This window comes from Acidiluteibacter ferrifornacis, assembly GCF_009909615.1.
GTDB lineage: Bacteria > Bacteroidota > Bacteroidia > Flavobacteriales_E > Vicingaceae > Acidiluteibacter > Acidiluteibacter ferrifornacis.
Genome location: NZ_WWNE01000003.1, coordinates 433248 through 453635, shown reverse-complemented (window position 1 = coordinate 453635; position 20388 = coordinate 433248). Strand labels below are relative to the sequence as shown.

25 protein-coding genes are annotated in these 20388 nt (G+C 35.1%); 7 read left to right on the top strand and 18 right to left on the bottom strand.

Annotation, left to right across the window (positions count from 1 at the left end):
* Positions 1–6: 6 nt before the first annotated feature.
* The 5 genes from GQN54_RS02200 to GQN54_RS02180 all read right to left on the bottom strand — a co-directional run bounded on the left by GQN54_RS02200 (position 7) and on the right by GQN54_RS02180 (position 3457).
* Complete coding sequence (locus GQN54_RS02200; RefSeq protein ID WP_160631509.1) at positions 7–414, bottom strand: IPExxxVDY family protein; 408 nt, start codon at positions 412–414, stop codon at positions 7–9.
* Positions 415–487: 73 nt separating this feature from the next.
* Complete coding sequence (gene rnc, locus GQN54_RS02195) at positions 488–1204, bottom strand: ribonuclease III (RefSeq protein ID WP_160631507.1); 717 nt, start codon at positions 1202–1204, stop codon at positions 488–490.
* Positions 1205–2458: a beta-ketoacyl-ACP synthase II gene (gene fabF, locus GQN54_RS02190; RefSeq protein WP_160631505.1), complete on the bottom strand. Its 1254-nt coding sequence runs from the start codon at positions 2456–2458 to the stop codon at positions 1205–1207. It lies immediately after the preceding gene.
* Between the two features lie 14 nt (positions 2459–2472).
* Complete coding sequence (locus GQN54_RS02185) at positions 2473–2709, bottom strand: acyl carrier protein (RefSeq protein WP_160631503.1); 237 nt, start codon at positions 2707–2709, stop codon at positions 2473–2475.
* A 79-nt stretch (positions 2710–2788) separates the two neighbouring features.
* On the bottom strand, positions 2789–3457 hold the full coding sequence (locus tag GQN54_RS02180; protein ID WP_160631501.1) for a nitroreductase family protein: 669 nt from the start codon (positions 3455–3457) through the stop codon (positions 2789–2791).
* A gap of 78 nt (positions 3458–3535) precedes the next feature.
* Between GQN54_RS02180 and purN the strand changes: the two genes are divergently transcribed.
* From purN to GQN54_RS02165, 3 genes are all read left to right on the top strand, one after another.
* Positions 3536–4108 carry a phosphoribosylglycinamide formyltransferase gene (gene purN / locus GQN54_RS02175; protein WP_160631499.1) on the top strand — a complete coding sequence of 191 codons (573 nt, stop codon included), beginning with the start codon at positions 3536–3538 and terminating at the stop codon, positions 4106–4108.
* Between the two features lie 61 nt (positions 4109–4169).
* Positions 4170–4613, top strand: coding sequence for a deoxycytidylate deaminase (locus GQN54_RS02170; RefSeq protein ID WP_160631854.1), 444 nt, complete (start codon positions 4170–4172; stop codon positions 4611–4613).
* Between the two features lie 7 nt (positions 4614–4620).
* A complete protein-coding gene (locus tag GQN54_RS02165) occupies positions 4621–6231 on the top strand; it encodes a S41 family peptidase (RefSeq protein WP_160631497.1) in 1611 nt (536 codons plus the stop codon).
* An 83-nt stretch (positions 6232–6314) separates the two neighbouring features.
* On the opposite strand, the gene GQN54_RS02160 is transcribed toward GQN54_RS02165, so the two are convergent.
* Positions 6315–6548, bottom strand: a complete 234-nt coding sequence (locus GQN54_RS02160) for a hypothetical protein (RefSeq protein WP_160631495.1) — start codon at positions 6546–6548, stop codon at positions 6315–6317.
* Between the two features lie 365 nt (positions 6549–6913).
* On the opposite strand from GQN54_RS02160, the gene GQN54_RS02155 reads away from it, so the two are divergent.
* The gene (locus tag GQN54_RS02155) at positions 6914–7519 is read left to right on the top strand and encodes a superoxide dismutase (protein ID WP_160631493.1); all 606 of its coding nucleotides are present in this window, start codon (positions 6914–6916) and stop codon (positions 7517–7519) included.
* Positions 7520–7948 (top strand): TM2 domain-containing protein, encoded by a 429-nt coding sequence (locus GQN54_RS02150; protein ID WP_160631491.1) that lies wholly within the window; start codon positions 7520–7522, stop codon positions 7946–7948.
* Here GQN54_RS02150 and GQN54_RS02145 read toward each other — a convergent pair.
* The 6 genes from GQN54_RS02145 to GQN54_RS02120 all read right to left on the bottom strand — a co-directional run bounded on the left by GQN54_RS02145 (position 7932) and on the right by GQN54_RS02120 (position 10824).
* Positions 7932–8168, bottom strand: a complete 237-nt coding sequence (locus GQN54_RS02145; protein WP_160631488.1) for a hypothetical protein — start codon at positions 8166–8168, stop codon at positions 7932–7934. The two genes, GQN54_RS02150 and GQN54_RS02145, sit on opposite strands and share 17 nt — an antisense overlap.
* A 32-nt stretch (positions 8169–8200) precedes the next feature.
* Complete coding sequence (locus tag GQN54_RS02140; RefSeq protein ID WP_160631486.1) at positions 8201–8716, bottom strand: hypothetical protein; 516 nt, start codon at positions 8714–8716, stop codon at positions 8201–8203.
* A gap of 118 nt (positions 8717–8834) precedes the next feature.
* Positions 8835–9485: a hypothetical protein gene (locus tag GQN54_RS02135; RefSeq protein ID WP_160631484.1), complete on the bottom strand. Its 651-nt coding sequence runs from the start codon at positions 9483–9485 to the stop codon at positions 8835–8837.
* A gap of 6 nt (positions 9486–9491) precedes the next feature.
* Positions 9492–9680 carry a hypothetical protein gene (locus GQN54_RS02130; RefSeq protein ID WP_160631482.1) on the bottom strand — a complete coding sequence of 63 codons (189 nt, stop codon included), beginning with the start codon at positions 9678–9680 and terminating at the stop codon, positions 9492–9494.
* Positions 9681–9767: 87 nt separating this feature from the next.
* Entirely contained in the window at positions 9768–10355 is a 588-nt protein-coding gene (locus tag GQN54_RS02125) for a hypothetical protein (protein ID WP_160631480.1), read from the bottom strand.
* Between the two features lie 118 nt (positions 10356–10473).
* The gene (locus GQN54_RS02120; RefSeq protein ID WP_160631478.1) at positions 10474–10824 is read right to left on the bottom strand and encodes a hypothetical protein; all 351 of its coding nucleotides are present in this window, start codon (positions 10822–10824) and stop codon (positions 10474–10476) included.
* 1049 nt (positions 10825–11873) lie between these two features.
* Between GQN54_RS02120 and GQN54_RS02115 the strand changes: the two genes are divergently transcribed.
* The gene (locus GQN54_RS02115; protein WP_160631477.1) at positions 11874–13940 is read left to right on the top strand and encodes a T9SS type A sorting domain-containing protein; all 2067 of its coding nucleotides are present in this window, start codon (positions 11874–11876) and stop codon (positions 13938–13940) included.
* Positions 13941–14056: 116 nt separating this feature from the next.
* Here the strand turns inward: GQN54_RS02115 and accC are convergent, their stop codons facing one another.
* The 6 genes from accC to pdxA form a co-directional block, all read right to left on the bottom strand.
* Entirely contained in the window at positions 14057–15415 is a 1359-nt protein-coding gene (accC, locus tag GQN54_RS02110) for an acetyl-CoA carboxylase biotin carboxylase subunit (protein ID WP_160631475.1), read from the bottom strand.
* Between the two features lie 66 nt (positions 15416–15481).
* A complete protein-coding gene (gene accB, locus GQN54_RS02105) occupies positions 15482–16006 on the bottom strand; it encodes an acetyl-CoA carboxylase biotin carboxyl carrier protein (RefSeq protein WP_160631473.1) in 525 nt (174 codons plus the stop codon).
* Between the two features lie 50 nt (positions 16007–16056).
* Complete coding sequence (locus tag GQN54_RS02100) at positions 16057–17058, bottom strand: beta-ketoacyl-ACP synthase III (protein ID WP_160631471.1); 1002 nt, start codon at positions 17056–17058, stop codon at positions 16057–16059.
* Between the two features lie 245 nt (positions 17059–17303).
* Positions 17304–17495 carry a 50S ribosomal protein L32 gene (gene rpmF / locus GQN54_RS02095; protein WP_160631469.1) on the bottom strand — a complete coding sequence of 64 codons (192 nt, stop codon included), beginning with the start codon at positions 17493–17495 and terminating at the stop codon, positions 17304–17306.
* A gap of 34 nt (positions 17496–17529) precedes the next feature.
* Entirely contained in the window at positions 17530–18051 is a 522-nt protein-coding gene (locus tag GQN54_RS15370; protein ID WP_160631467.1) for a YceD family protein, read from the bottom strand.
* 73 nt (positions 18052–18124) lie between these two features.
* Positions 18125–19183, bottom strand: coding sequence for a 4-hydroxythreonine-4-phosphate dehydrogenase PdxA (gene pdxA, locus GQN54_RS02085; RefSeq protein ID WP_160631465.1), 1059 nt, complete (start codon positions 19181–19183; stop codon positions 18125–18127).
* Positions 19184–19327: 144 nt separating this feature from the next.
* On the opposite strand from pdxA, the gene GQN54_RS02080 reads away from it, so the two are divergent.
* Positions 19328–20388: CofH family radical SAM protein (locus GQN54_RS02080; RefSeq protein ID WP_160631463.1), on the top strand; the 1061-nt coding region annotated here is incomplete at its 3' end.

The window sequence follows — 20388 nt, the reverse complement described above, 5'->3', positions numbered from 1 at the left end:
AATTAACTAAAAGATTAAATTTCTTTTAGATTTAAGTTCTTCTACATTAATTGAATAAGCTTTTAAAACAAGCTTTATTTGATTTAGTTTTTTTAGTATTTCTTTTTCATCATTAATCAATCCTTTAATGACCAAGAAATAATCAGATAGCTTTTCTTCAGGAACTAAATAACCCATTGATCCGCGGTTGGACAATAAGTAATATTCCGTATAATTTTCTTCATCTATATATGAATAGAAAGAAAATTCTGCGAAGCCTTCTTTTATTTTTATTTCTAAATTCTCTTCTTTAAAAAAATCGAACTCTAATGTTCTATCAAGTTCAAAGGAAAGGCGATAATCTTTAGAGTGACAACTAATTCCAATTAACTTAAAATCGAAATCTTCTTCTAACTCTAGTGTTATTTTACCCATGATCGCCAACAATTTTCGTTGTCAAAGTTAATCATTGTAAAATGGATAAGCAGAAGGGGATTTTAAATAGATGTTAAATTTTGAAACCTCTTTCAAAAAACACCTGAGAAGCTTGTTGTTCAGCTTGTTTCTTTGTATTTCCTTTGCCTTCACAAATGGGTCTATCTTGTATGTAGATGGTGGCAATATAATAATTGAAGGTATCATTTTCCATCAATTTAATATCGAAGACCAAGGTTTTCTTTTCTTTTTGTGCAGCAATAATCAATTTACTCTTGTAGTCGCTTTCTAACTTTATTAAAGCTTCCATATCCACATGGTCAGAAATGATTTTTTCTACCACAAATTTTTTAGTGAGTTCGTACCCTTTGTCAAGATATATAGCGCCAATTAATGCTTCTAATGCATTTCCATAAACGGATTTTGCATTCACTACTCCATCTGAAATTTCTAGAAATGTATCAAGATCTAGTTTTTTGGCTAAATCGTTTAAAAAGGATCGACTTACCATTCTTGAGCGCATCTTGGTTAAGAATCCTTCTCCTTTATATGGAAACTTTAGAAAAAAATAATCAGCAATGATTGCGTCAAGGATAGCATCTCCCAAAAACTCTAGGCGTTCATTTGAATTTTTTATCCCATTGCTATTTTCTTCAGCAGCTGATTTATGTCTAAAGGCTTGCTCGTACAACTCAATATTTCCAGGTAAAAAACCGAGAATTAGTTTTAGAGTTCGATATTTACTTTTTTCAGGTAGAAAAAAATACTTTATCCCCTTAAATAAGCTCAATTAGCCGTTGAATTTTTTGAAAATCGCTGAAGCATTATGACCACCAAAACCAAAAGTGTTACTTAGAGCTGCATTAACAGTTCTTTTTTGTGCTTTATTGAATGTAAAATTCAATTTTGGATCGAATTCAGGATCATCTGTGAAATGGTTAATCGTTGGAGGCACAATATCATTCTTAACCGCTAAAATTGAAGCAATTGCTTCTACTGCACCAGCTGCACCTAAAAGGTGGCCTGTCATAGATTTAGTGGAACTGATATTTAAATTGTAAGCGTGTTCTCCAAAAACTTGTTTAATAGCTTTTGATTCAGCTACATCACCAAGTGGTGTTGATGTTCCATGTACGTTAATGTAATCGATGTCAGTTATTGACATTTCTGCATCATTTAATGCATTTTTCATTACATTAAGAGCTCCTAAACCTTCAGGGTGGGGAGCTGTGATGTGGTGTGCATCTGCAGACATACCGCTACCGATAACTTCTGCATAAATTTTTGCACCTCGAGCAATTGCATGCTCATATTCTTCTAGAATTAATGCACCACTACCTTCACCTAATACAAATCCTTCTCGACCTAAATCAAACGGTCTTGAAGCTGTTTTAGGATCATCATTTCTGGTTGATAGTGCATGCAGTGCATTAAATCCTCCAATTCCTGCTTCATTTACAGCTGCTTCTGACCCACCAGTAATGAATGCGTCAGCCATTCCTAATCGAATGTAGTTATATGCATCAATAATCGCATTTGTTGAGGATGCACAAGCAGAAACTGTCGTGAAATTAGGCCCCCGGAAATTATATTTCATTGAAATATGTCCAGGGGCTATATCTGCTATCATTTTTGGAATGAAAAACGGATTGAAACGAGGAGTTCCATCACCTTTAGCGAAAGCAAAACACTCATCTTGGAATGTTTTAAGTCCACCAATGCCTGCACCCCAAATTACTCCAACTCGATCTGAATTGATTTTTTCTACGTCAATTCCGCTATCTAACATCGCTTCGTCAGCTGCAATTAGTGCATATTGAGCAAATAGATCCAATTTTCGGTGATCTTTCTTGTCAAAATAATTATTAGGGTCATAGTTTTTTAGCTCACAAGCAAACTGAGTTTTAAACTTGGAAGCATCAAACTGTGTAATAGGGGCAGCTCCACTAACTCCATTGATTAAACCTGTCCAATACTCTTGGATGTTGTTACCAATGGGTGTAAGTGCTCCTAGGCCGGTTACTACTACTCGCTTTAATTTCATTCTAAAAGAAAAAATTATTTTGCGTTCTCGTCAATGTATTTAATTGCATCTCCTACTGTACCAATCTTTTCCGCTTGATCGTCTGGAATAGCAATGTTGAATTCTTTTTCGAATTCCATAATTAATTCTACAGTATCCAAAGAGTCAGCACCAAGGTCGTTGGTAAAACTTGCTTCTAGTGTAACCTCGTTTTCATCTACACCTAATTTGTCTACTATAATTGCTTTTACTCTTGATGATGTATCTGCCATTGTTTTAAGTTTTTTATTGTTTTTACAAGCTGCAAAGAAAAAAGTAATTCAGCCAATATCAAAATTTTTTTTTGCAATTTCATCGGTAATATACGACAATTTCATCTAATTCTTTCCGCTTTATATCTGGAACCCTTGCACCCACCGCAGGATAGCCAACGGGAATTAATAGAAAAGGTTTTTCATTTATTGGTCGTTCTAGTATTTCTGTTAAAAAATTCAAAGGACTAGGGGTGTGTGTTAAAGTGGCTAATCCTGCTTGGTGAGCTGCAGCTAAAAATAAGCCAACTGAAAGGCCAATCGACTCATTTACATAATAATGTTTTGATTTTTCATTGTTAGTAAAGCCATATGTTTGTTTGAAAACAATCACTAAATAGGGGGCGATTTCTAAAAATGGTTTTTTCCAGTCCGTTTCAAAAATTGCGAGATCTTGTAGCCATTCTTCGCTCATTCGTCCATTATAATTCTCAAATTCTTCTTTTTCTGCAGCAATTCTGATTTTTCTTTTCAATTCTTTATTGGCTACTATACAATAAGTCCAAGGTTGTTTGTGGGCTCCTGATGGTGCAGTGGAAGCCGTTTTGATTAAATTTTCTATCACTTCAATCGGAAAAGACTCCTCTGAAAAGTGACGAATTGAACGCCTACTGCTCATTTTGTGATAAAAGTCCAAACTTGATTTTAGCATCTCTTCGGAGGATTTTTTATTAAAAGTATAAGGGATGAAGTTGCTTGTTTGTGTCATAAAGTTTTTTGTCAGAATTATTCAATAGAATTGATTCACTAAAACTACTAATTTGCGCTACTTTTGCAATAAAAAAGAATGTCAAATATTGCTGTTTTCGCTTCAGGAAGTGGTTCTAATGCAGAGCAAATTGTTCAATTTTTAAAAGAATCAACAATCAAAGTGAAATTGATCGTAGTGAATAGAGCTCAGTGTGGTGCTATCGAAAGAGCTAAGCGATTGGGTGTTCCAGTTCAAATTTTTAGTAAAGAGGAGTTTGCTGCTCCAAAGTCTATTATTGAATATCTTCAAGCCCTTGAGGTTGATTTTATTGTTCTTGCTGGTTTTTTGTTAAAAATTCATCCCGACCTGATCAAAGCATTTCCTGATCGAATCATCAATTTGCACCCCTCACTTTTACCTAAATATGGGGGCAAAGGTATGTATGGTAAATATGTGCATGAAGCCGTTTTAGCTAATAATGAAACTAAAAGTGGTATTACAATCCATTTAGTGAATGAAGACTATGATGACGGAAGAGTTTTAAAACAAGCCTCTGTAGACTTGGAAGAGGATGAAACTTTAGATACATTATCGGCTAAAGTTCAACGGTTAGAACATCAGTACTTCCCCAATGCCATTCATGATTATATCACAACTTTTAACAGTTAAAAACAATCCATTCATCACATTTGTGATGGTAAAATCAATAGCATCCTTATTTTTACCGATTATGAAAATACAGTACAATAGCCATTCAAAGCAAATGAGATATGACAAGGCCTATTTGAGAATGGCGAAAGAATGGGGAAGTTTATCGTATTGTAAACGGAAACAAGTAGGAGCCTTGATAGTTAAAGATAGTATGATCATCTCTGATGGATTTAATGGAACTCCAACAGGATTTGATAATTGTTGTGAAGATGAAAACGGCGATACTCAATGGTATGTTTTGCATGCAGAGGCAAATGCAATCCTTAAAGTTTCCAAATCTGCCAATGATTCGCGTGGGGCGACGTTATATATTACGCTTTCTCCTTGCAAGGAGTGCAGTAAGTTAGTTTTGCAAGCTGGTATAACTCGTGTAGTTTATATGAATTCCTACAAGGACGATAGTGGATTAAAATTTTTAGAACAAGCCGGAGTGGAAACTGTTCAACTTTCAGATTTAGATTAAAAATAAAATGGATAATAAGTACAAACGAATAGTTCTCTTTTTGCCTCTAATTCTTGCATTAGTGTTGGTTGGTGGCATTTTTATGGGTAAAAAAATGGCAGCCGGGAGCCAAATGGGATTGCCCTTTCAGCCCAATATAAGCACCTCTAACAAGCTGGAGCAAGTCATGTCCTACATTGAGAATGATTATGTAGACACAATTAATCAAGATGAGCTTTTAGAGTCCACCATAAGCGAGTTATTACAATCCTTAGATCCCCATTCATATTATATCCCGGTTGAAGATTATAAAGCTATGAATGATCCTTTAGAAGGGAATTTTGATGGAATTGGTGTAGAATTTAGAATTACGGATGATACAATTATGATTGTTAATCCTATCGGCGGGGGACCATCAGAGAAGTTAGGTATTATGGCGGGCGATCGTATTGTAAGGGTTGATACAGAGTTGGTCGCTGGTGTGGGTGTAGACAATCAACGAGTAATGAAATTGCTAAAAGGACCTAAAGGTACCAAAGTAAATGTTTCAATCCACAGGCCTGGAACGGTCAAGTTGATTGATTTTACAATAACTCGAGATGAAATTCCTTTGCATAGTGTGGAGTCGGCTTATATGCTCAACGCTGAAGTAGGCTACATTAAAATCACTCGATTTGCGAAAAATACCCATGAAGAATTTTTACAGGCAGCAAATCAACTCAAACAAAAAGGAATGAAAAGTATTGTAGTTGATTTGAGAAATAATGGAGGAGGATTCTTAACCTCGGCTACACAGCTAGCAGATGAGTTTTTATCCAAAGGTAAAATGATTGTCTATACAAAAGGTAAAGCAAGAGCCAAGGAGGAGTTTTATGCTACTTCTAGAGGTAGTTTAGAAGATATTAATGTTGCAGTTTTAGTGAACGAAAATTCAGCTTCTGCAAGTGAAATTTTGGCAGGCGCTATACAAGATAATGATAGAGGTTTAGTTGTTGGAAGACGTTCGTTTGGTAAAGGCCTAGTGCAAGAAGGAATTCAATGGCCTGATGGGTCAGGCATTAGATTGACAGTTGCACGATATTATACCCCAACAGGTAGGAGTATTCAAAAATCTTATGATAAGGGAGTCGATGCTTACAATAGTGAAGCATATGAGCGATTTAAGTCTGGAGAATTGCAATCTAAAGATTCTATTCATTTTGTAGACTCATTAAAGTATATCACACCTGGTGGTAAGGTGGTATATGGCGGAGGCGGCATAATGCCCGACTTGTTTGTTCCAATAGACACTGTGGGCGCAAGTGAATATTTTGGTCAATTGAATTATAGAGGAATGTTTTATCAGTTTGGTTTTGATTATGTTGATAAGCACCGTAAAGAATTGATGGCAGAATATAACTCTGGAGAACGGTTTTTAAAAATCTATTCTGTATCCAATCAGTTATTGAGTGAGTTTGCTGATTATGCAGAAATTAAAGGGGTAGCGATGGATGAAGCAGGGATGCTAGAATCAAAGGAATTGATAAAGAACAGATTAAAGGCAACGATTGGGCGAAACTTGTTTGGTGATGAAGTCTTTTATCCCATAGTTAATACAACTGATATCACAATTACAAAGGCAATAGAATCCTTTAGATAACAGGGTTTTGCAACAAATAAAAGACAATAAAAAAAGCCGATTCAATCATTTGAATCGGCTTTTTTACTTAAAATCTTTCGATATTAGTTGGTAGCATTTTCTACTGCATCTCCTGCTTCTTCCATTGTAGAGTCTGCTGCTTCAGCTGCATCTTCCATAACTTCAGTAGCCTCTTCAGTAGCTTCTTCCATTGACTCATCCATTTCGTTGATCATTTCTGATGCTTCTTCTTGAACGTCATTTTCTTGGTTAGCATTACCACAAGAATACAATCCCATAGCTGAAACTAACATCATTGCTGCGAATAATTTTTTCATTTTGTTGTGTGTTAAAAAACGGTTAAAAAATTTTTGCAAATATAGATAAATTAACATAGCAACAAAAAAATGAAGAATTTATTATTTCCCATTAGGGCAGGTTGTAAGTTTTTGTAAAACAATGGTTTATGTTGATTGTTTTTAATTTAACGTTAGTATCGAAATTAAATAGTAGTTAAACACTTTATTTTGTGTGGAGAGTAGGAGTAAGTTTTTAATTTGGGTGTAATTAGAACAATTACTTTAAGTAAATATTAATGTTCGTTAAAGCGATTTAAAAAGGCGTTTCCTAATTTTCAAATATGTGCTCTTAGTCTTACCTTTGGGTTCAATCAACAATTTTAATCATTAAAAATAAATATATTATGTCATTTGAATTACCAAAACTACCTTACGCATACGATGCGTTAGAACCACATATTGATGCAAGAACTATGGAAATTCACCATAGTAAGCATCACAACGGATACACTACCAATTTAAACAATGCAATTGCAGGGACTGAGTTAGAAGGAAAGTCGATTGAGTCGATTTTAGCCAATATTTCAAAGCAATCAGCAGCAGTTAGAAACAATGGGGGGGGCTTCTATAATCACTCACTATTTTGGAACATTATGGGCCCGAATGCAGGTGGCGCTCCAACAGGAAAATTAGCTGATATGATTAACGATAGCTTCGGCTCTTTCGAGGCATTTAAAGATGAGTTCTCTAAAGCTGCTGCCACTCAATTTGGTTCTGGATGGGCTTGGTTGTGCGTAGAGGGTGGAAAGTTAAAAGTATGTTCTACTCCAAATCAAGACAATCCTTTAATGGATGTAGTAGAGTGCAATGGAACGCCAATTTTAGGAATTGATGTTTGGGAGCATGCTTATTACTTAAATTACCAGAACAGAAGACCTGATTACATCAATGCATTTTTTAATGTAGTGAACTGGTCAAAAGTAGAAGAAAACTTAAATAATGCTTCTTAATTGAAGAATATTTATAGAATTATACTGCCAATTATTATTGGCTATTTTACAGCAGGTGAGGCAAAGGCTTCTCCTGCTGTTTCTATTTCTTACGATCAGTTTCAGTTGATCCAAGCAGAATTAGAACTGCAATTGGATGCTGAGTTGAATCATTTCACTCAAAGAGCAAGTGATTCTTCTCCACTAATTACTAATTTAGAAGAAGTAAAGCACAAAAAGCTAAAAGCAATTCTGTTAGGCGTGGCTTTAGGCCATTTTGGAGTGCACCGCATATATTTAGGAACCAAAGCCAATGTGCCCATTGCTTATTCGCTTACACTTGGTGGTGGTTTGGGGTTGATTCCTTTAGTGGATGTAATAGCGCTTATCGCTACCAAAGACATTAGTCAGTATGAGAATAATTCTCAGTTTATTATGTGGATGAGGTAGGGCAGGAAATGATAGCTTTTTCATCGTGAACTTTAATTATAGGAGCAAAGGCAATCTTTGTAACCTTTTTTTCCATCATATCTTTTTGCCAATACTCTAATCCACTTTCCTGATTTATACCTGTTGCACATTCTTCCTCCATGAACTTCTGACCATTTTTAGTGCATTCGCAATCAAGACATTTTTTGCAGCCTAAGAACAAACAAGCTGCAAAAAGCATGAATAAAATTTGTTTTACGTGCATTGTCCTACTCATTGTACAAAGCTGTTGGTACTATCGGGTTTTTCAGCAAGCGGACGAAATGAAAAAGTACTGTTTGGTGTTTCAGTTAGTTTTACTTCGCCATTTGTTCGATGTTCTCTTACTGTAATAACGAAAGTCGTATCATTTAATATTTCGCCTCTTTCATAAATAATGGTTTCGCAACCATTTGGTCTTGAACGCCAACGCTCAATTTCAATCGTGTTGTTACTTACTCGAAATAAGCCCCATAATCCTTTAATTTGTTTCCCAACGTTATTTTCAACATCCACAGTTATTACACCTGCTTTTGCTTTATCCAAGTCTGATGCCTCTGAAGTAAAAAACAATCCATTTGTGTATAAATAGTAAATATTCGCAAATGGCATACTACTATCGGAATTAACATCTCCAAAATAATATCCATCAATTTTTAAACTATCGGTATGGTTAGTTCTTGCAATGGAAAGTTCATCATCTTTACACAAGTCATTTTTCTCACAATTTGAAAATAGTATAACAATCAAAAAAATTAGACTACTACTTTAAACTGATTTTTAGCATTTTATTTTGAATTAAAATCCACCTGCTAAGCAGGATTTTAAACACATCTATCGAAGTAGGGATTACGCTCCTTGAGCTATTTTATTTATTCTCCAAATTGTCAAAATTCAGTTTTTCATAGAGTAAGGCATCCTCATAACAACCATTAAAAGGATTGAAGTACCCCCAATGGCTGACTTGCTTTCGCCAAATATGTTCTAACTCTTTCGTAACTATATTATAAATCAACATAAGAAATAGCTGATTTGTTACCTCTTTATTAATTAAAACAAGCTCGAATAAAATCTTATCTTTTATTATGATTGGACTTTTGCATTTTATAAAACAAGCAGATGTATCTTTTAAAGTGATAAACGATTTAAAAGTGATTGATTCTACATTGTTCGACAGTTCAAAAGTTGATTTAGTTTCTACTTCTTTGTAATCTCCTTTATTTATTTTACCAAATTCAAAAAAAAATGTTTGCACAGTATCAGATACATAACAAGCTGATGGATATAAATCCCCAAGCCTGCTTTCGCTGCAAAAAATCCCATCAGAATAGAAATTTACATTTCCAAAAAAATTGATGTCGCATAAATAAGAATGGATTGTTTCTTCTTTAATTAAACTGGTCGAAAATTGTTTCAAAACGTCTGCAGAGTTTATAGCTTTTTCAACCAAGTTTATAGTCTGACATGACATTGAACAACTAAAGCAAATACAAAAGAGGCTGATAATAAGTGTTTTCATTTTTTTCTAAATTAAGTTATTATCGAATACCATCCAACCTTTAAGCATTAATTGCTTTGTAGGATATCTTACGTATGATAATGGACGTATAACTGTTGGTGTTCTTTGGTATAGTGCAATTGTATTTATACGGTTATCTGCTGTAGCAACATCTATAACTAAATTTTTTTCATGCCCTGGGGTAGGTACTAACATTTTTAATTTACCATGATTTGGAATTATGTAACTTTTACTATTAAAATAGCCATTAAAATTATCCCAACCATTTGGTGAGGTGGCTGATTATAAATTAATTAAATCTCCAATTTCTACATTTTTACCACTTTGAATATAATGTTTTGCTTTCGCATATGATTTCATTAATTGACGATAGTCATCCGAACCGCTTAAGTCAGCTTTAAAATCACTTAATAAATCTCCATCCTGAAAGCCACAGTCTTCACATGCAGTAGATAATCCATAAGTTTCATTGAATACCGATTCATTTATAATCCTATCTCCTTTCCAAAAGTCTAAACCCGATTTATGAGCTTGAATTCCGCCCGCAGCTCCACCAATTAGACCACCAGTAACTGCTCCAATGGTTCCACTCTGCAATCCTGATACTAAACCATCACCAAAACTAGAACCACCTTTCCATGCATTTCCTGTACCACCTACGAAACCACCAGCAAAACCTGATGCAGCTCCAATAGTAGGACCCCCTGCCCATGCGCCTGCAGCACCTGAAAGCCCACCTACTCCTAAAGCCATATAAAAATCACCATGACTATTTAAGTTTCCCGATAATCCTTGAATAGTTGCATTGATCATAGCACCTATAATTATTGCACCAATAATGGACTCTCCATCAGGATCTGTATACTTCAACGGATTATTTAGTGCATAAGTATATCTGTTGTATGCTTGGGTAGAGGTAGCACTTGAACATAGTTGTCTGGGCTTAACATTCGGCCCAAATATGGGTCATAAAGTCTTCCATTCATATTTATGAGTTGGAACTCTTCCATGTGTTCGTGGCCAGTAAATCCTCTCCAGAGCCATCGGGTAAATTATTGACTGTATTTTTGGAGTAGTAATCCCAATTGTTAGGCACTCTGTATCGTCCCCAAGCATCAAAACTTTGCTCTGCGACAATGTTTCCATTTAGGTCTGTTAATACTTCTATGGAACCAAGATGATCTGAATAGACCACATAAGTTTCAATGGTATTTGCAGCGGCATCATTCACCACCATGGCACACAGTCCATCTCCACCACTAATGCAATCAACACCGCAGGATGTTCCGCAGGCGTTTGTAGCCCTGCGGAATAAATTGGATTTGAGAATACTATCCATATAAAATTCGTTACATATTAAGCTAAATGTACTAACTTTTCTATTTCATTTAATTTCAAATGACTGTTATGTTTTGAAAAATAATTCTTAAAACTAAACAATTATCCGAGGTAGATGGATTGGACTTATTCTCTTCAATAGTGTGTTTTACTGATCTCTATAATCCAACTTTGAATTCCACAAGGTTGCATGCGTCAGTCTTTAGGAGGAAATGTCTTCGGAGCATGTTGTATTTAAAACACATCCTACAAATCAGGAAAACCGGTTGAAAAACTTAAACTAATAAAGTATTCAGATAATTACTTTTTGAAGAAAAATTAACGCACTAATTAACTGTATGGAGTTAAGAAGTCCATATTTTATTCTTTGCTGTGGCGTGCAAATTATCATCAAATGAATAAACCCAATAACTAGAAGTAAAAAAATTATAGCACCCCAATATTTACAAAAATTATAAAATTTATACATTAAAAATCCGTATGTTGGCACATAATCTGCTGCTTTTTTGTTGATCGTATTTTCTGAGCTTATTTCTCCTGTTTTTAAGTCAAATTCGATAGGTTTAAAATCTTTTGGTATATAGTTCAAATAGACTTCTGAATGCCAATTGTCAGGGTAAAAGAAGGAATAACATGTTAGTATAAAAAAAAGGCTAGTTAATATTGTGTATAATATAGGTGTATACTTTTTCATTTTTGTATTAATATTTTACCAGTTAATTTATTAATTATTGGTGTAAATCTATATCGAGCTTGCCAGGCTTAGTTGTATGAAACTACATTCAGAAAACATGAATTAGGAACCTGAGCTCAGCTGGGTTTAAAATCCTATGGGATTCTTATTTTTTATAGGGTAGCTAAATTTTATAATGCTTGGGATTCTAAGATAATGAAAATGGAGGAATACTATATTTTTAAGGAGAAGAAAGAAAAGTTTGCAGTTTTGGGGATTTTGAATGAATTATAAACTTTGCTTTAGGTTTGATAACATAGAGTTAGAATTAATAAAAATCTATGTATCTTTAAATCTCTAAACCAAAGCTTTACCCCATGAAAATAAACTATATCCTTTTCTTCCTATTTTTTTCTGCTTATTCAATCAGCCACTCCCAATCACTAAATTGGTCAACCATTTTTCAGAATATTAGCTATAATGATAACCTCATTTCTCATCCTGATGATAGTGGCAATGTTTATACTGTTGGAGAATGGAGTGATAGTATTTTTGTTCAAAACACCAACTTCCCATTTCGTCAAGCAATAAACGCTCAAAGTCAATTATTTATTTGCAAACAAAATAAAAGTGGACAATTGGTTTGGTTTAAGAACATTGGTAATCCATACGGTGTAGAGCCATATGGATTTCGAATAGATAACAAAGGAGATTTACTGATTTTTGGCAATTTTGACGGCCAAGTAGATTTTGATCCAGACGCTGGGGTCTTTAACCTTTTTGCCTTTGGAAGTCGAGCTTTATTTGTATTAAAATTAGATGCCAATGGAGTTTTTAAATGGGCTCAAAAAGTGGAAGGTATAGACCAAATGAGCGACAAGTCCTTTGCAGTTGATAAAAACGATAATTTATATGTGGCTTGTAATCCTGGAGGCAGTGTTGATTATGATGGAGACCCGTCTTCCACTCAACTTCGTTACTCAGATTTTGGTTTTGCTCTTTTTAGTTGGGATAAATTTGGTGGCTTTAGGTGGGCACATGCTTTCGATTCTTTATATGCATATACCAATCCCATTGCAATAGATATTGACCCGATAACAAATGACTTAATTTATATTGGAAAATTCGATGGCAGTTATGATTTCGATCCATCGCTGTCTACAGTTATAAAATCTTCAATAGGTTTTAAAGATTATTTTATCCTCAACATGGATACTTTAGGTCAGTTCAATTGGGTTAAAACACTTAGCTCTTCTAACATTAACTTTCCAGAAAATCTATTTATGAATACCTTAGAGGTAGATGTTTCAGGCTCAATTATAATTTCTGGAACGTTTACTGGCACTATAGATTTTGACCCCAGCTCATCAGTAATGAACCTCACTACACCTCAGTTTTACACCCATTCATATCTGTTGAAATTAGATCGTAACGGGTTGTTTCAATGGGTAAAGATGTTTGATACTGAAGATGTATATATACAATCAACCGATAGTGATCCACTAGGGGGAATATACCTAGGTGGGTATTATATGAATACAGTAGATTTGAATCTAGGAACAGGTATAAATAACGTTAGTTCAAATGGAGGTAGCGATGGGTTTTATTTACGTATGGATTCTATGGGAAACTATCAATCTAGTGGAAGTGTTGGTGGGCCAACTGCAGATGGCATCGAATCTATTCAAGTAGATAAAGAATATAATTTGCACGCTAGAGGCACCTTTAGTGGAATTGCAGATCTAAATCCATCCAATGCAACAAATAATTTTACGAGTTTGTACAGAACTAATACCCAGTTCTATCTAAAACTCTTTCAATGTATTGAAACCTATAGTAGTATTAATGCTAATACTTGTGATACCTATACTTCTCCTTCATTGAAAAAAGTATGGAATGCATCAGGAGTTTACAAAGATACATTGGTCAATTTTATAGATTGTGATAGTATAATTACAGTTAATTTAATAGTTGATACGGTTGATATTACCACTAATGTTAATATCAATAGTATAACCGCCAATGCTTCGAATGCTACTTTTCGTTGGTTGGATTGTGCTAATAATTATACCGTTATTCCGAATCAAATAACAAATATTTTCACTGCAATTAGTAGTGGAACATATGCTGTAGAGGTCACTCAGAATAGTTGTGTTGATACTTCAGTTTGTCAGCCTTTTGTAGTAACACAGATTGATAATAACCAACTTTTAAATGCACTTTTTATTTCTCCCAACCCAACTAAAGGAGTCGTTAATGTTTCATTAAATACGAATTATGATCGTCTTTGGTTGACTAATTTAAGCGGAAAAGTGATCTATTTTATTGAGGAACCCAACAACCCTATTGTCAAAATTGATATGAGTCCCTTTAAGAATGGAGTGTATTTTTTGAATTTAGAGATAAGGGGACAACGTGTTGTTAAAAAAGTGATAAAGTATTAAAAGTTTTACAATATCATACCTATGAAAGAATAATCCTTGTGTAAGAATATCCTAAGATTGTAATATAGCAAAAAAAAATAGCTGTTCATTTCAAATCAGAACAGCTATCTTTTAATTTAGTCTTCTAAACTCGACTTGTCTTTTAATACAAATGTTTCCATAAACTTAGTGGTACATTCACCGGCTAGGAAAGTAGGATCTTCCATTAATTGATAATGAAAAGGAATAGTTGTTTTAATTCCTTCGATCACATATTCTCCTAGTGCTCTCTTCATTTTCTTAATTGCCTCTTCACGTGTTTGAGCCACAGTGATCAACTTGGAAATCATAGAGTCGTAGTTTGGAGGAATTACATAACCGGCGTATGAATGAGTGTCTACACGCACTCCATGTCCGCCTGGAGAGTGATAAGTGGTTATCGCTCCCGGACTTGGTCTAAACCCGTTGTATGGATCTTCAGCATTAATTCTACACTGAATAGCGTGCATCTGAGGTTCGTAATTTTTACCAGAAATCTTAATTCCTGCAGCAATTTTTATTTGCTCTTTAATCAAGTCAAAGTTAATAACCTCTTCCGTAATCGTGTGCTCCACTTGGATACGTGTGTTCATTTCCATGAAGTAAAAGTTACGGTGTTTGTCCACTAAGAACTCAACTGTACCAACCCCTTCATAATTTGCAGCAGCAGCAGCTTTGATAGCAGCTTCACCCATTGCTTTCCTCAATTCAGGAGTCATAAATGGTGATGGGGTTTCTTCTACTAGCTTTTGATGTCTTCTTTGAATAGAGCAATCCCTTTCTGACATGTGGCAATAGTTGCCATATTGATCTCCTGCAATTTGAATTTCAATGTGACGAGGTTCTTCTATGAATTTCTCCATATACATACCATCGTTACTGAAGGCCGCTTTTGCTTCTTTTCGAGCAGAATCCCATGCTTCTTGAAGCTCTGATTCACTTTTAACAACACGCATCCCTTTACCACCACCACCGGCAGTAGCTTTCATCATGATAGGATACTTAATCTTTTTAGCAATTTTTTTAGCCTCTTCAAAGTTTTCTAATATCCCTTCTGAACCTGGAATACATGGCACACCCGCTGCTAACATTGTAGCTTTTGCAGATGCTTTATCGCCCATAGAATCAATCATTTCTGGAGACGCTCCAATGAACTTTATCCCATTTTCATCACATATTTTAGAGAATTTAGCATTCTCGGATAAAAAACCATAACCAGGATGAATGGCATCTGAATTAGTAATTTCAGCTGCTGCGATAATATGGGTCATTTTTAAATAAGACTCTGAACTAGGAGCTGGACCAATACAAACAGCTTCGTCGGCAAAACGTACATGCAAACTATCCGCATCCGCTTTTGAATAAACCGCCACTGTTTTAATGCCCATTTCTTTACAGGTTCGAATTACACGCAGTGCGATCTCACCTCTATTGGCAATTAATATTTTTTTAAACATAGATGTTGTTTTATTCTTTTATCAACTTGTTTTCAAGTTGACTATTTTATCAATATAGGAATTGGATTAGCTTGGATCAATCAATAATAACGGTTGATCGTATTCTACAGGTGTCATATCGTCTACCAATACTTTAACTACCTTTCCAGACACCTCTGCTTCGATTTCGTTAAATAATTTCATTGCTTCAATTATACAAACTACATCACCTGCTTTAATGGTATCACCTACTTTTACAAATTCTGGCTTGTCAGGAGATGGGCTTCTGTAAAATGTTCCTATCATTGGTGACTTAATTTCAATATAATTAGCAGCAGCCTTATCTTCAGCAGAAGGAGCCGGGGCAGCAGCTGGTGCAGGAGCAGGCGCCGGTGCAGGAGCGGGAGCCGCTTGAGGCATTGGTTGTGCATACTGAGGTTGCATCATTGGCATTCCTTGTGGTACCATTTGAGTTGTTACCTCAGCATTTTTTCCTCTTCTATTTGGAGGTGTTTTAATATTGATTTTAAAGTCTTTATCTTCTATTTCAACTTCACTTACCCCTGATTTGGCAACAAACTTGATTAGCTCTTGAATTTCTGTGATTTTCATATTCGTTTCTTTTTGTTGTAAGATTAAAGATATAAATTAATCTGTATAATTTACTTTTCTGAATTATAAGCCCATTTGATATAAACAGAACCCCATGTAAATCCACCTCCAAAAGCGGATAGTATGATGTTATCCCCTTTTTTTAGTTGATTTTCCCATTCCCATAAACACAACGGGATGGTTCCATTTGTCGTATTACCATATTTTTGAATGTTTAGCATTACTTTATCGTCACTAACACCCATTCTTCTGGCGGTCGCATCAATGATTCTTTTATTGGCTTGGTGTGGAACCAGCCATGAAACATCATCGGCAACTAAATTATTTTTTTCCATTATTTCTGCCGAAACATCTGCCATATTTGTTACTGCAAATTTAAATACAGCTTGACCTTCCTGATAAACAAAATGTTCTTTTTGATCTACTGTTTCATGGGTAGGAGGTTTTACCGAACCTCCTGCTTTCTGGTGAAGATAAACTCTTCCAGAACCATCACTCCTTAAGATAGAATCTTGAATCCCATTTCCCTCTTCATTTGGCTCCAAGAGCACAGCACCAGCACCATCGCCAAAGATGATGCAAGTTGTACGGTCCTCATAGTCTATAATGGACGACATTTTATCTGCACCTACTATAATTATCTTTTTATATTGACCTGATTCAATGAATTTTGAGCCGGTAACTAATCCATATAGGAAGCCTGAGCAGGCTGCATTGAGGTCATATCCAAAGGCATTTGTTGCGCCTATCTTATCACTTATAATGTTAGCTGTAGCAGGAAAAGTTAAATCAGGTGTCACCGTGCAACAAATGATTAAGTCGATATCTTTGGCAGTGATTCCTCGCTTTTTGAGCAGTTCTTGAATCGCAGGGACAGCCATGTCAGAAGTGCCTAGTCCTTCGCCTTTAAGGATTCGTCTCTCTTCGATTCCTGTTCGGCTCAATATCCACTCATTGTTGGTATCTACCATCGTTTCTAACACTTCATTGGTTAGTCGATATTCAGGCACATATCCTCCAATTGCCGTAATTGCTGCTTTAATTTTGGTCATTCTAAATTTCTTTAGTAAAAGTGTAAAATTGCGAAATAATCGCACAATTTAAATGATTAAAAGCATAAAACGAAAGGAATATTCAAAAATCTCCTCAATTCATGCAATCCATCTATTTTTATTTAACAACAAAAGGCCAATTAACGTAAACGTTATTGGCCTTTTAAATCTATAGTTCCGTTTAATTATAAATCAAACCGTCGAATTTTATTGCGAGTTTTCTAACAGTAATCAAAGTTAGAAAATTAAATAGCAACTTCTTTTTCTAATACTACTTTACCCTTGTAATACAATTTACCTTCATGCCAGTGCGCTCTATGGTATAAGTGCGGCATTCCAGTAGTGCTACATGTTGCTACCGTTGGCTTTTCAGCTTTGTGGTGGGTTCTCCTTTTATCTCTTCTTGTTTTGGATATCTTTCGTTTAGGATGTGCCATTTTTCTATTTATTTTACTTTTTTATTACTACTTTCTACTTTATCTTTTTGAGCGCATCCCATCTTGGGTCTTGCTCGTCTTCATCTTCATCATCTTCATCCGGATGGTTCACCAGATTAAGTTGTTTGATTATCTCCGGATTGCAATCTTCAATGTCATCATGAGCAATTTTAATTGGCATTAATAAGTGAATATTTTCATAAATCACATGCGTCAAATCCAACTCTTGCTCATTTGGTGAAATTGCAATAATATGATCATCATCGTCAATAGACTTCTCTGTGACCTTAATTACAAAATTTTGTTCACCATCTATTTCTAGTTGCAAATCATCTAAGCATCTATCACATTCGGTATTTACAACACCATTTATATCAAGATGTAGCAAGAATAAATTCGTCTTTTTTTCGAATGTTACAAATACATCTATTTCGGCATTTTCAATGATGGAATGCTCAAAATTACTAAAGAACTCTTGGTCTACATGAAAATCAAATTCATGGATGCCCTCCTTTAATCCCTCAAATGGGATAATCAATTTATCTTTCTTCTTCACGATTCCTTCTCACTTTTTAAAGGGCGTCAAAGTTATTAAATAATTTTTGAAATATATCAATAGTTTAAAGGTATTAATTTCTTGCTCTACTAACTTGAAGAGGGTTGGCAGTCATTTCCTTGTATCTTAATCTGTTTTTATGGATTTCAATCGCCTTATAAATAGCATTTCTGAATGAAGATTCGTCTGCTAAATTTTTTCCAGCTATGTCATAGCCTGTGCCATGATCAGGTGAAGTTCTGATAATTTTCAATCCTGCTGTAAAGTTAATTCCGTTGCCAAACGAGAGTGTTTTGGCTGGTATCAATCCTTGATCGTGATACATGGCGAGAATTCCATCAAAATTTTTAAAATTACCTGAACCAAAAAAACCATCTGCCGCAAAAGGTCCAATAGCAATTACTCCTCTATTTTTTGCCTGGGTGATTGCAGGGATAATAATCTTTTCCTCTTCATCTCCTAAAAGACCATTGTCCCCAGCATGAGGGTTTAATCCGAAAACCGCAATCTTTGGTTTGATAATCCCAAAATCTTCTATTAAAGATTTTTGCATTAATGTGATTTTTTTCAAGATCGCCTCCGTGGTGATTTTTCCGGCAACCTCTTTAAGTGGCATATGTCCTGTTACGACGCCAATTCTAGCTACATCGCTTACCATAAACATTAAAACCTCTTCTGAAGCATCTTTTTCCATTAAGAATTCGGTGTGCCCAGGAAATGAAAAGCCTTCTGATTGGATGTTATCTTTATTAATTGGAGCTGTTATAAGAACATCAATTTTTTTATCTATCAAATCTTGGGTTGCGGCCTCCAACGATTTCAAGGCATATTGACCTCCTTCTTCACTCACAGCTCCCAACTCAATATTCACCTCTTCAGACCAACAACTGATGAGATTAGCCATTTTTGTATTGGCTTCTTCAGGAGTTTTGATTTTATGTAAACTGAGGTTCGAGATATTTAATGCCTTCCTATGGTAGCTAATAGTTTTGTATGAGCCATAAATTATTATGGTGCAAAGTTCAAAAATTCTATTGTCTAATATTGATTTTAATATGACTTCAATTCCAATTCCGTTAATATCCCCTATTGATATTCCAACTTTAGTTAATTGATTACTTTCTGTTTGCATTTATTCTTAATTTATTGTAAATCCACCTTGTTTGCTTAATTTAAATCGAAAATTCAAAGTGTATTAATTCGTAAATTTGAATTTCAAAGTTAAGACAAATCAAACCAATAAACAGTTCTATTGTTTATAGAGAAAATAAATTGAATGAACGTAAAATCTTTATTAGAAAGAGCTCTGAATTTCGAATTCCTATCCGCAGCAGAAGGCGTTTTTTTATTTCACAACGCACCCTTAGCTCAGCTGAGTTATGTGGCCAATGAAATGAAGAAAAAGCACAAACCAGATGGTGATAAAGTGACGTGGATTATCGATCGAAATGCGAATACCACCAATGTGTGTACTGCGAACTGTAAATTTTGTAACTTTTTTAGGATTCCAGGACACAGTGAGGCATACATAACCACTATCCCTGAATACAAGCAAAAGATAGATGAAATGATGCGATATGGTGGAGAACAATTATTGCTTCAAGGGGGCCATCATCCAGAATTGGGACTTAAATTTTATACTGAGCTCTTCTCTGAATTAAAGCAACTGTATCCTAATTTAAAACTTCATGCACTTGGACCTCCCGAAATTGCCCATATTTCAAAACTAGAAGGCATGTCTCACATAGAGGTTTTGAAAGCATTAATAGCTTCTGGAATGGATTCATTGCCTGGTGCGGGAGCTGAAATATTGAATGATCGAGTGCGAAGATTAATTTCCAAAGGAAAATGTACGGGAAAAGAATGGTTGGATGTTATGCGAGCTGCACATCAATTAAATATAACGACCTCCGCAACTATGATGTTCGGTCACATAGAAACTATTGAAGAACGATTTGAACATTTGGTTTGGCTCAGAGAGGTTCAAAGTGAAAAACCAAAGGATGCCAAGGGTTTTTTGGCATTTATTCCATGGCCATTTATGGATGATGGCACACTACTGTCCAGAGTAAAGGGAATCAAAAATAATGTCAGTCCTGAAGAATACATCAGAATGATAGCATTATCTCGTATTATGTTACCCAATGTGGTAAATATTCAAGCATCGTGGTTAACTGTGGGGAAGAAAACAGCACAGGTTTGTTTACATGGTGGGGCTAATGATATGGGGTCTATTATGATTGAAGAAAATGTGGTTTCTGTAGCAGGTGCGCCTCACCGGTTTACTTCAGAAGGAATTCAGCAGGCCATTCGGGAAGCAGGATTCACTCCTCAATT

Bases quoted from the DNA above. Each gene is read 5' to 3' on its own strand.
- GQN54_RS02145 (WP_160631488.1), bottom strand. From the start codon at position 8,168: ATGCTTTTTGCAGCTTGTTTGTTCTTAGGCTGCAAAAAATGTCTTGAT.
- fabF (WP_160631505.1), bottom strand. From the start codon at position 2,458: ATGAAATTAAAGCGAGTAGTAGTAACCGGCCTAGGAGCACTTACACCC.
- GQN54_RS02115 (WP_160631477.1), top strand. From the start codon at position 11,874: ATGAAAATAAACTATATCCTTTTCTTCCTATTTTTTTCTGCTTATTCA.
- GQN54_RS02185 (WP_160631503.1), bottom strand. From the start codon at position 2,709: ATGGCAGATACATCATCAAGAGTAAAAGCAATTATAGTAGACAAATTA.
- pdxA (WP_160631465.1), bottom strand. From the start codon at position 19,183: ATGCAAACAGAAAGTAATCAATTAACTAAAGTTGGAATATCAATAGGG.
- GQN54_RS02180 (WP_160631501.1), bottom strand. From the start codon at position 3,457: ATGACACAAACAAGCAACTTCATCCCTTATACTTTTAATAAAAAATCC.
- GQN54_RS02165 (WP_160631497.1), top strand. From the start codon at position 4,621: ATGGATAATAAGTACAAACGAATAGTTCTCTTTTTGCCTCTAATTCTT.
- accC (WP_160631475.1), bottom strand. From the start codon at position 15,415: ATGTTTAAAAAAATATTAATTGCCAATAGAGGTGAGATCGCACTGCGT.
- purN (WP_160631499.1), top strand. From the start codon at position 3,536: ATGTCAAATATTGCTGTTTTCGCTTCAGGAAGTGGTTCTAATGCAGAG.
- GQN54_RS02170 (WP_160631854.1), top strand. From the start codon at position 4,170: ATGAAAATACAGTACAATAGCCATTCAAAGCAAATGAGATATGACAAG.
- GQN54_RS02100 (WP_160631471.1), bottom strand. From the start codon at position 17,058: ATGACCAAAATTAAAGCAGCAATTACGGCAATTGGAGGATATGTGCCT.
- GQN54_RS02200 (WP_160631509.1), bottom strand. From the start codon at position 414: ATGGGTAAAATAACACTAGAGTTAGAAGAAGATTTCGATTTTAAGTTA.
- GQN54_RS02120 (WP_160631478.1), bottom strand. From the start codon at position 10,824: ATGGATAGTATTCTCAAATCCAATTTATTCCGCAGGGCTACAAACGCC.
- GQN54_RS02155 (WP_160631493.1), top strand. From the start codon at position 6,914: ATGTCATTTGAATTACCAAAACTACCTTACGCATACGATGCGTTAGAA.
- GQN54_RS02160 (WP_160631495.1), bottom strand. From the start codon at position 6,548: ATGAAAAAATTATTCGCAGCAATGATGTTAGTTTCAGCTATGGGATTG.
- GQN54_RS02130 (WP_160631482.1), bottom strand. From the start codon at position 9,680: ATGTTAGTACCTACCCCAGGGCATGAAAAAAATTTAGTTATAGATGTT.
- rpmF (WP_160631469.1), bottom strand. From the start codon at position 17,495: ATGGCACATCCTAAACGAAAGATATCCAAAACAAGAAGAGATAAAAGG.
- accB (WP_160631473.1), bottom strand. From the start codon at position 16,006: ATGAAAATCACAGAAATTCAAGAGCTAATCAAGTTTGTTGCCAAATCA.
- GQN54_RS02135 (WP_160631484.1), bottom strand. From the start codon at position 9,485: ATGAAAACACTTATTATCAGCCTCTTTTGTATTTGCTTTAGTTGTTCA.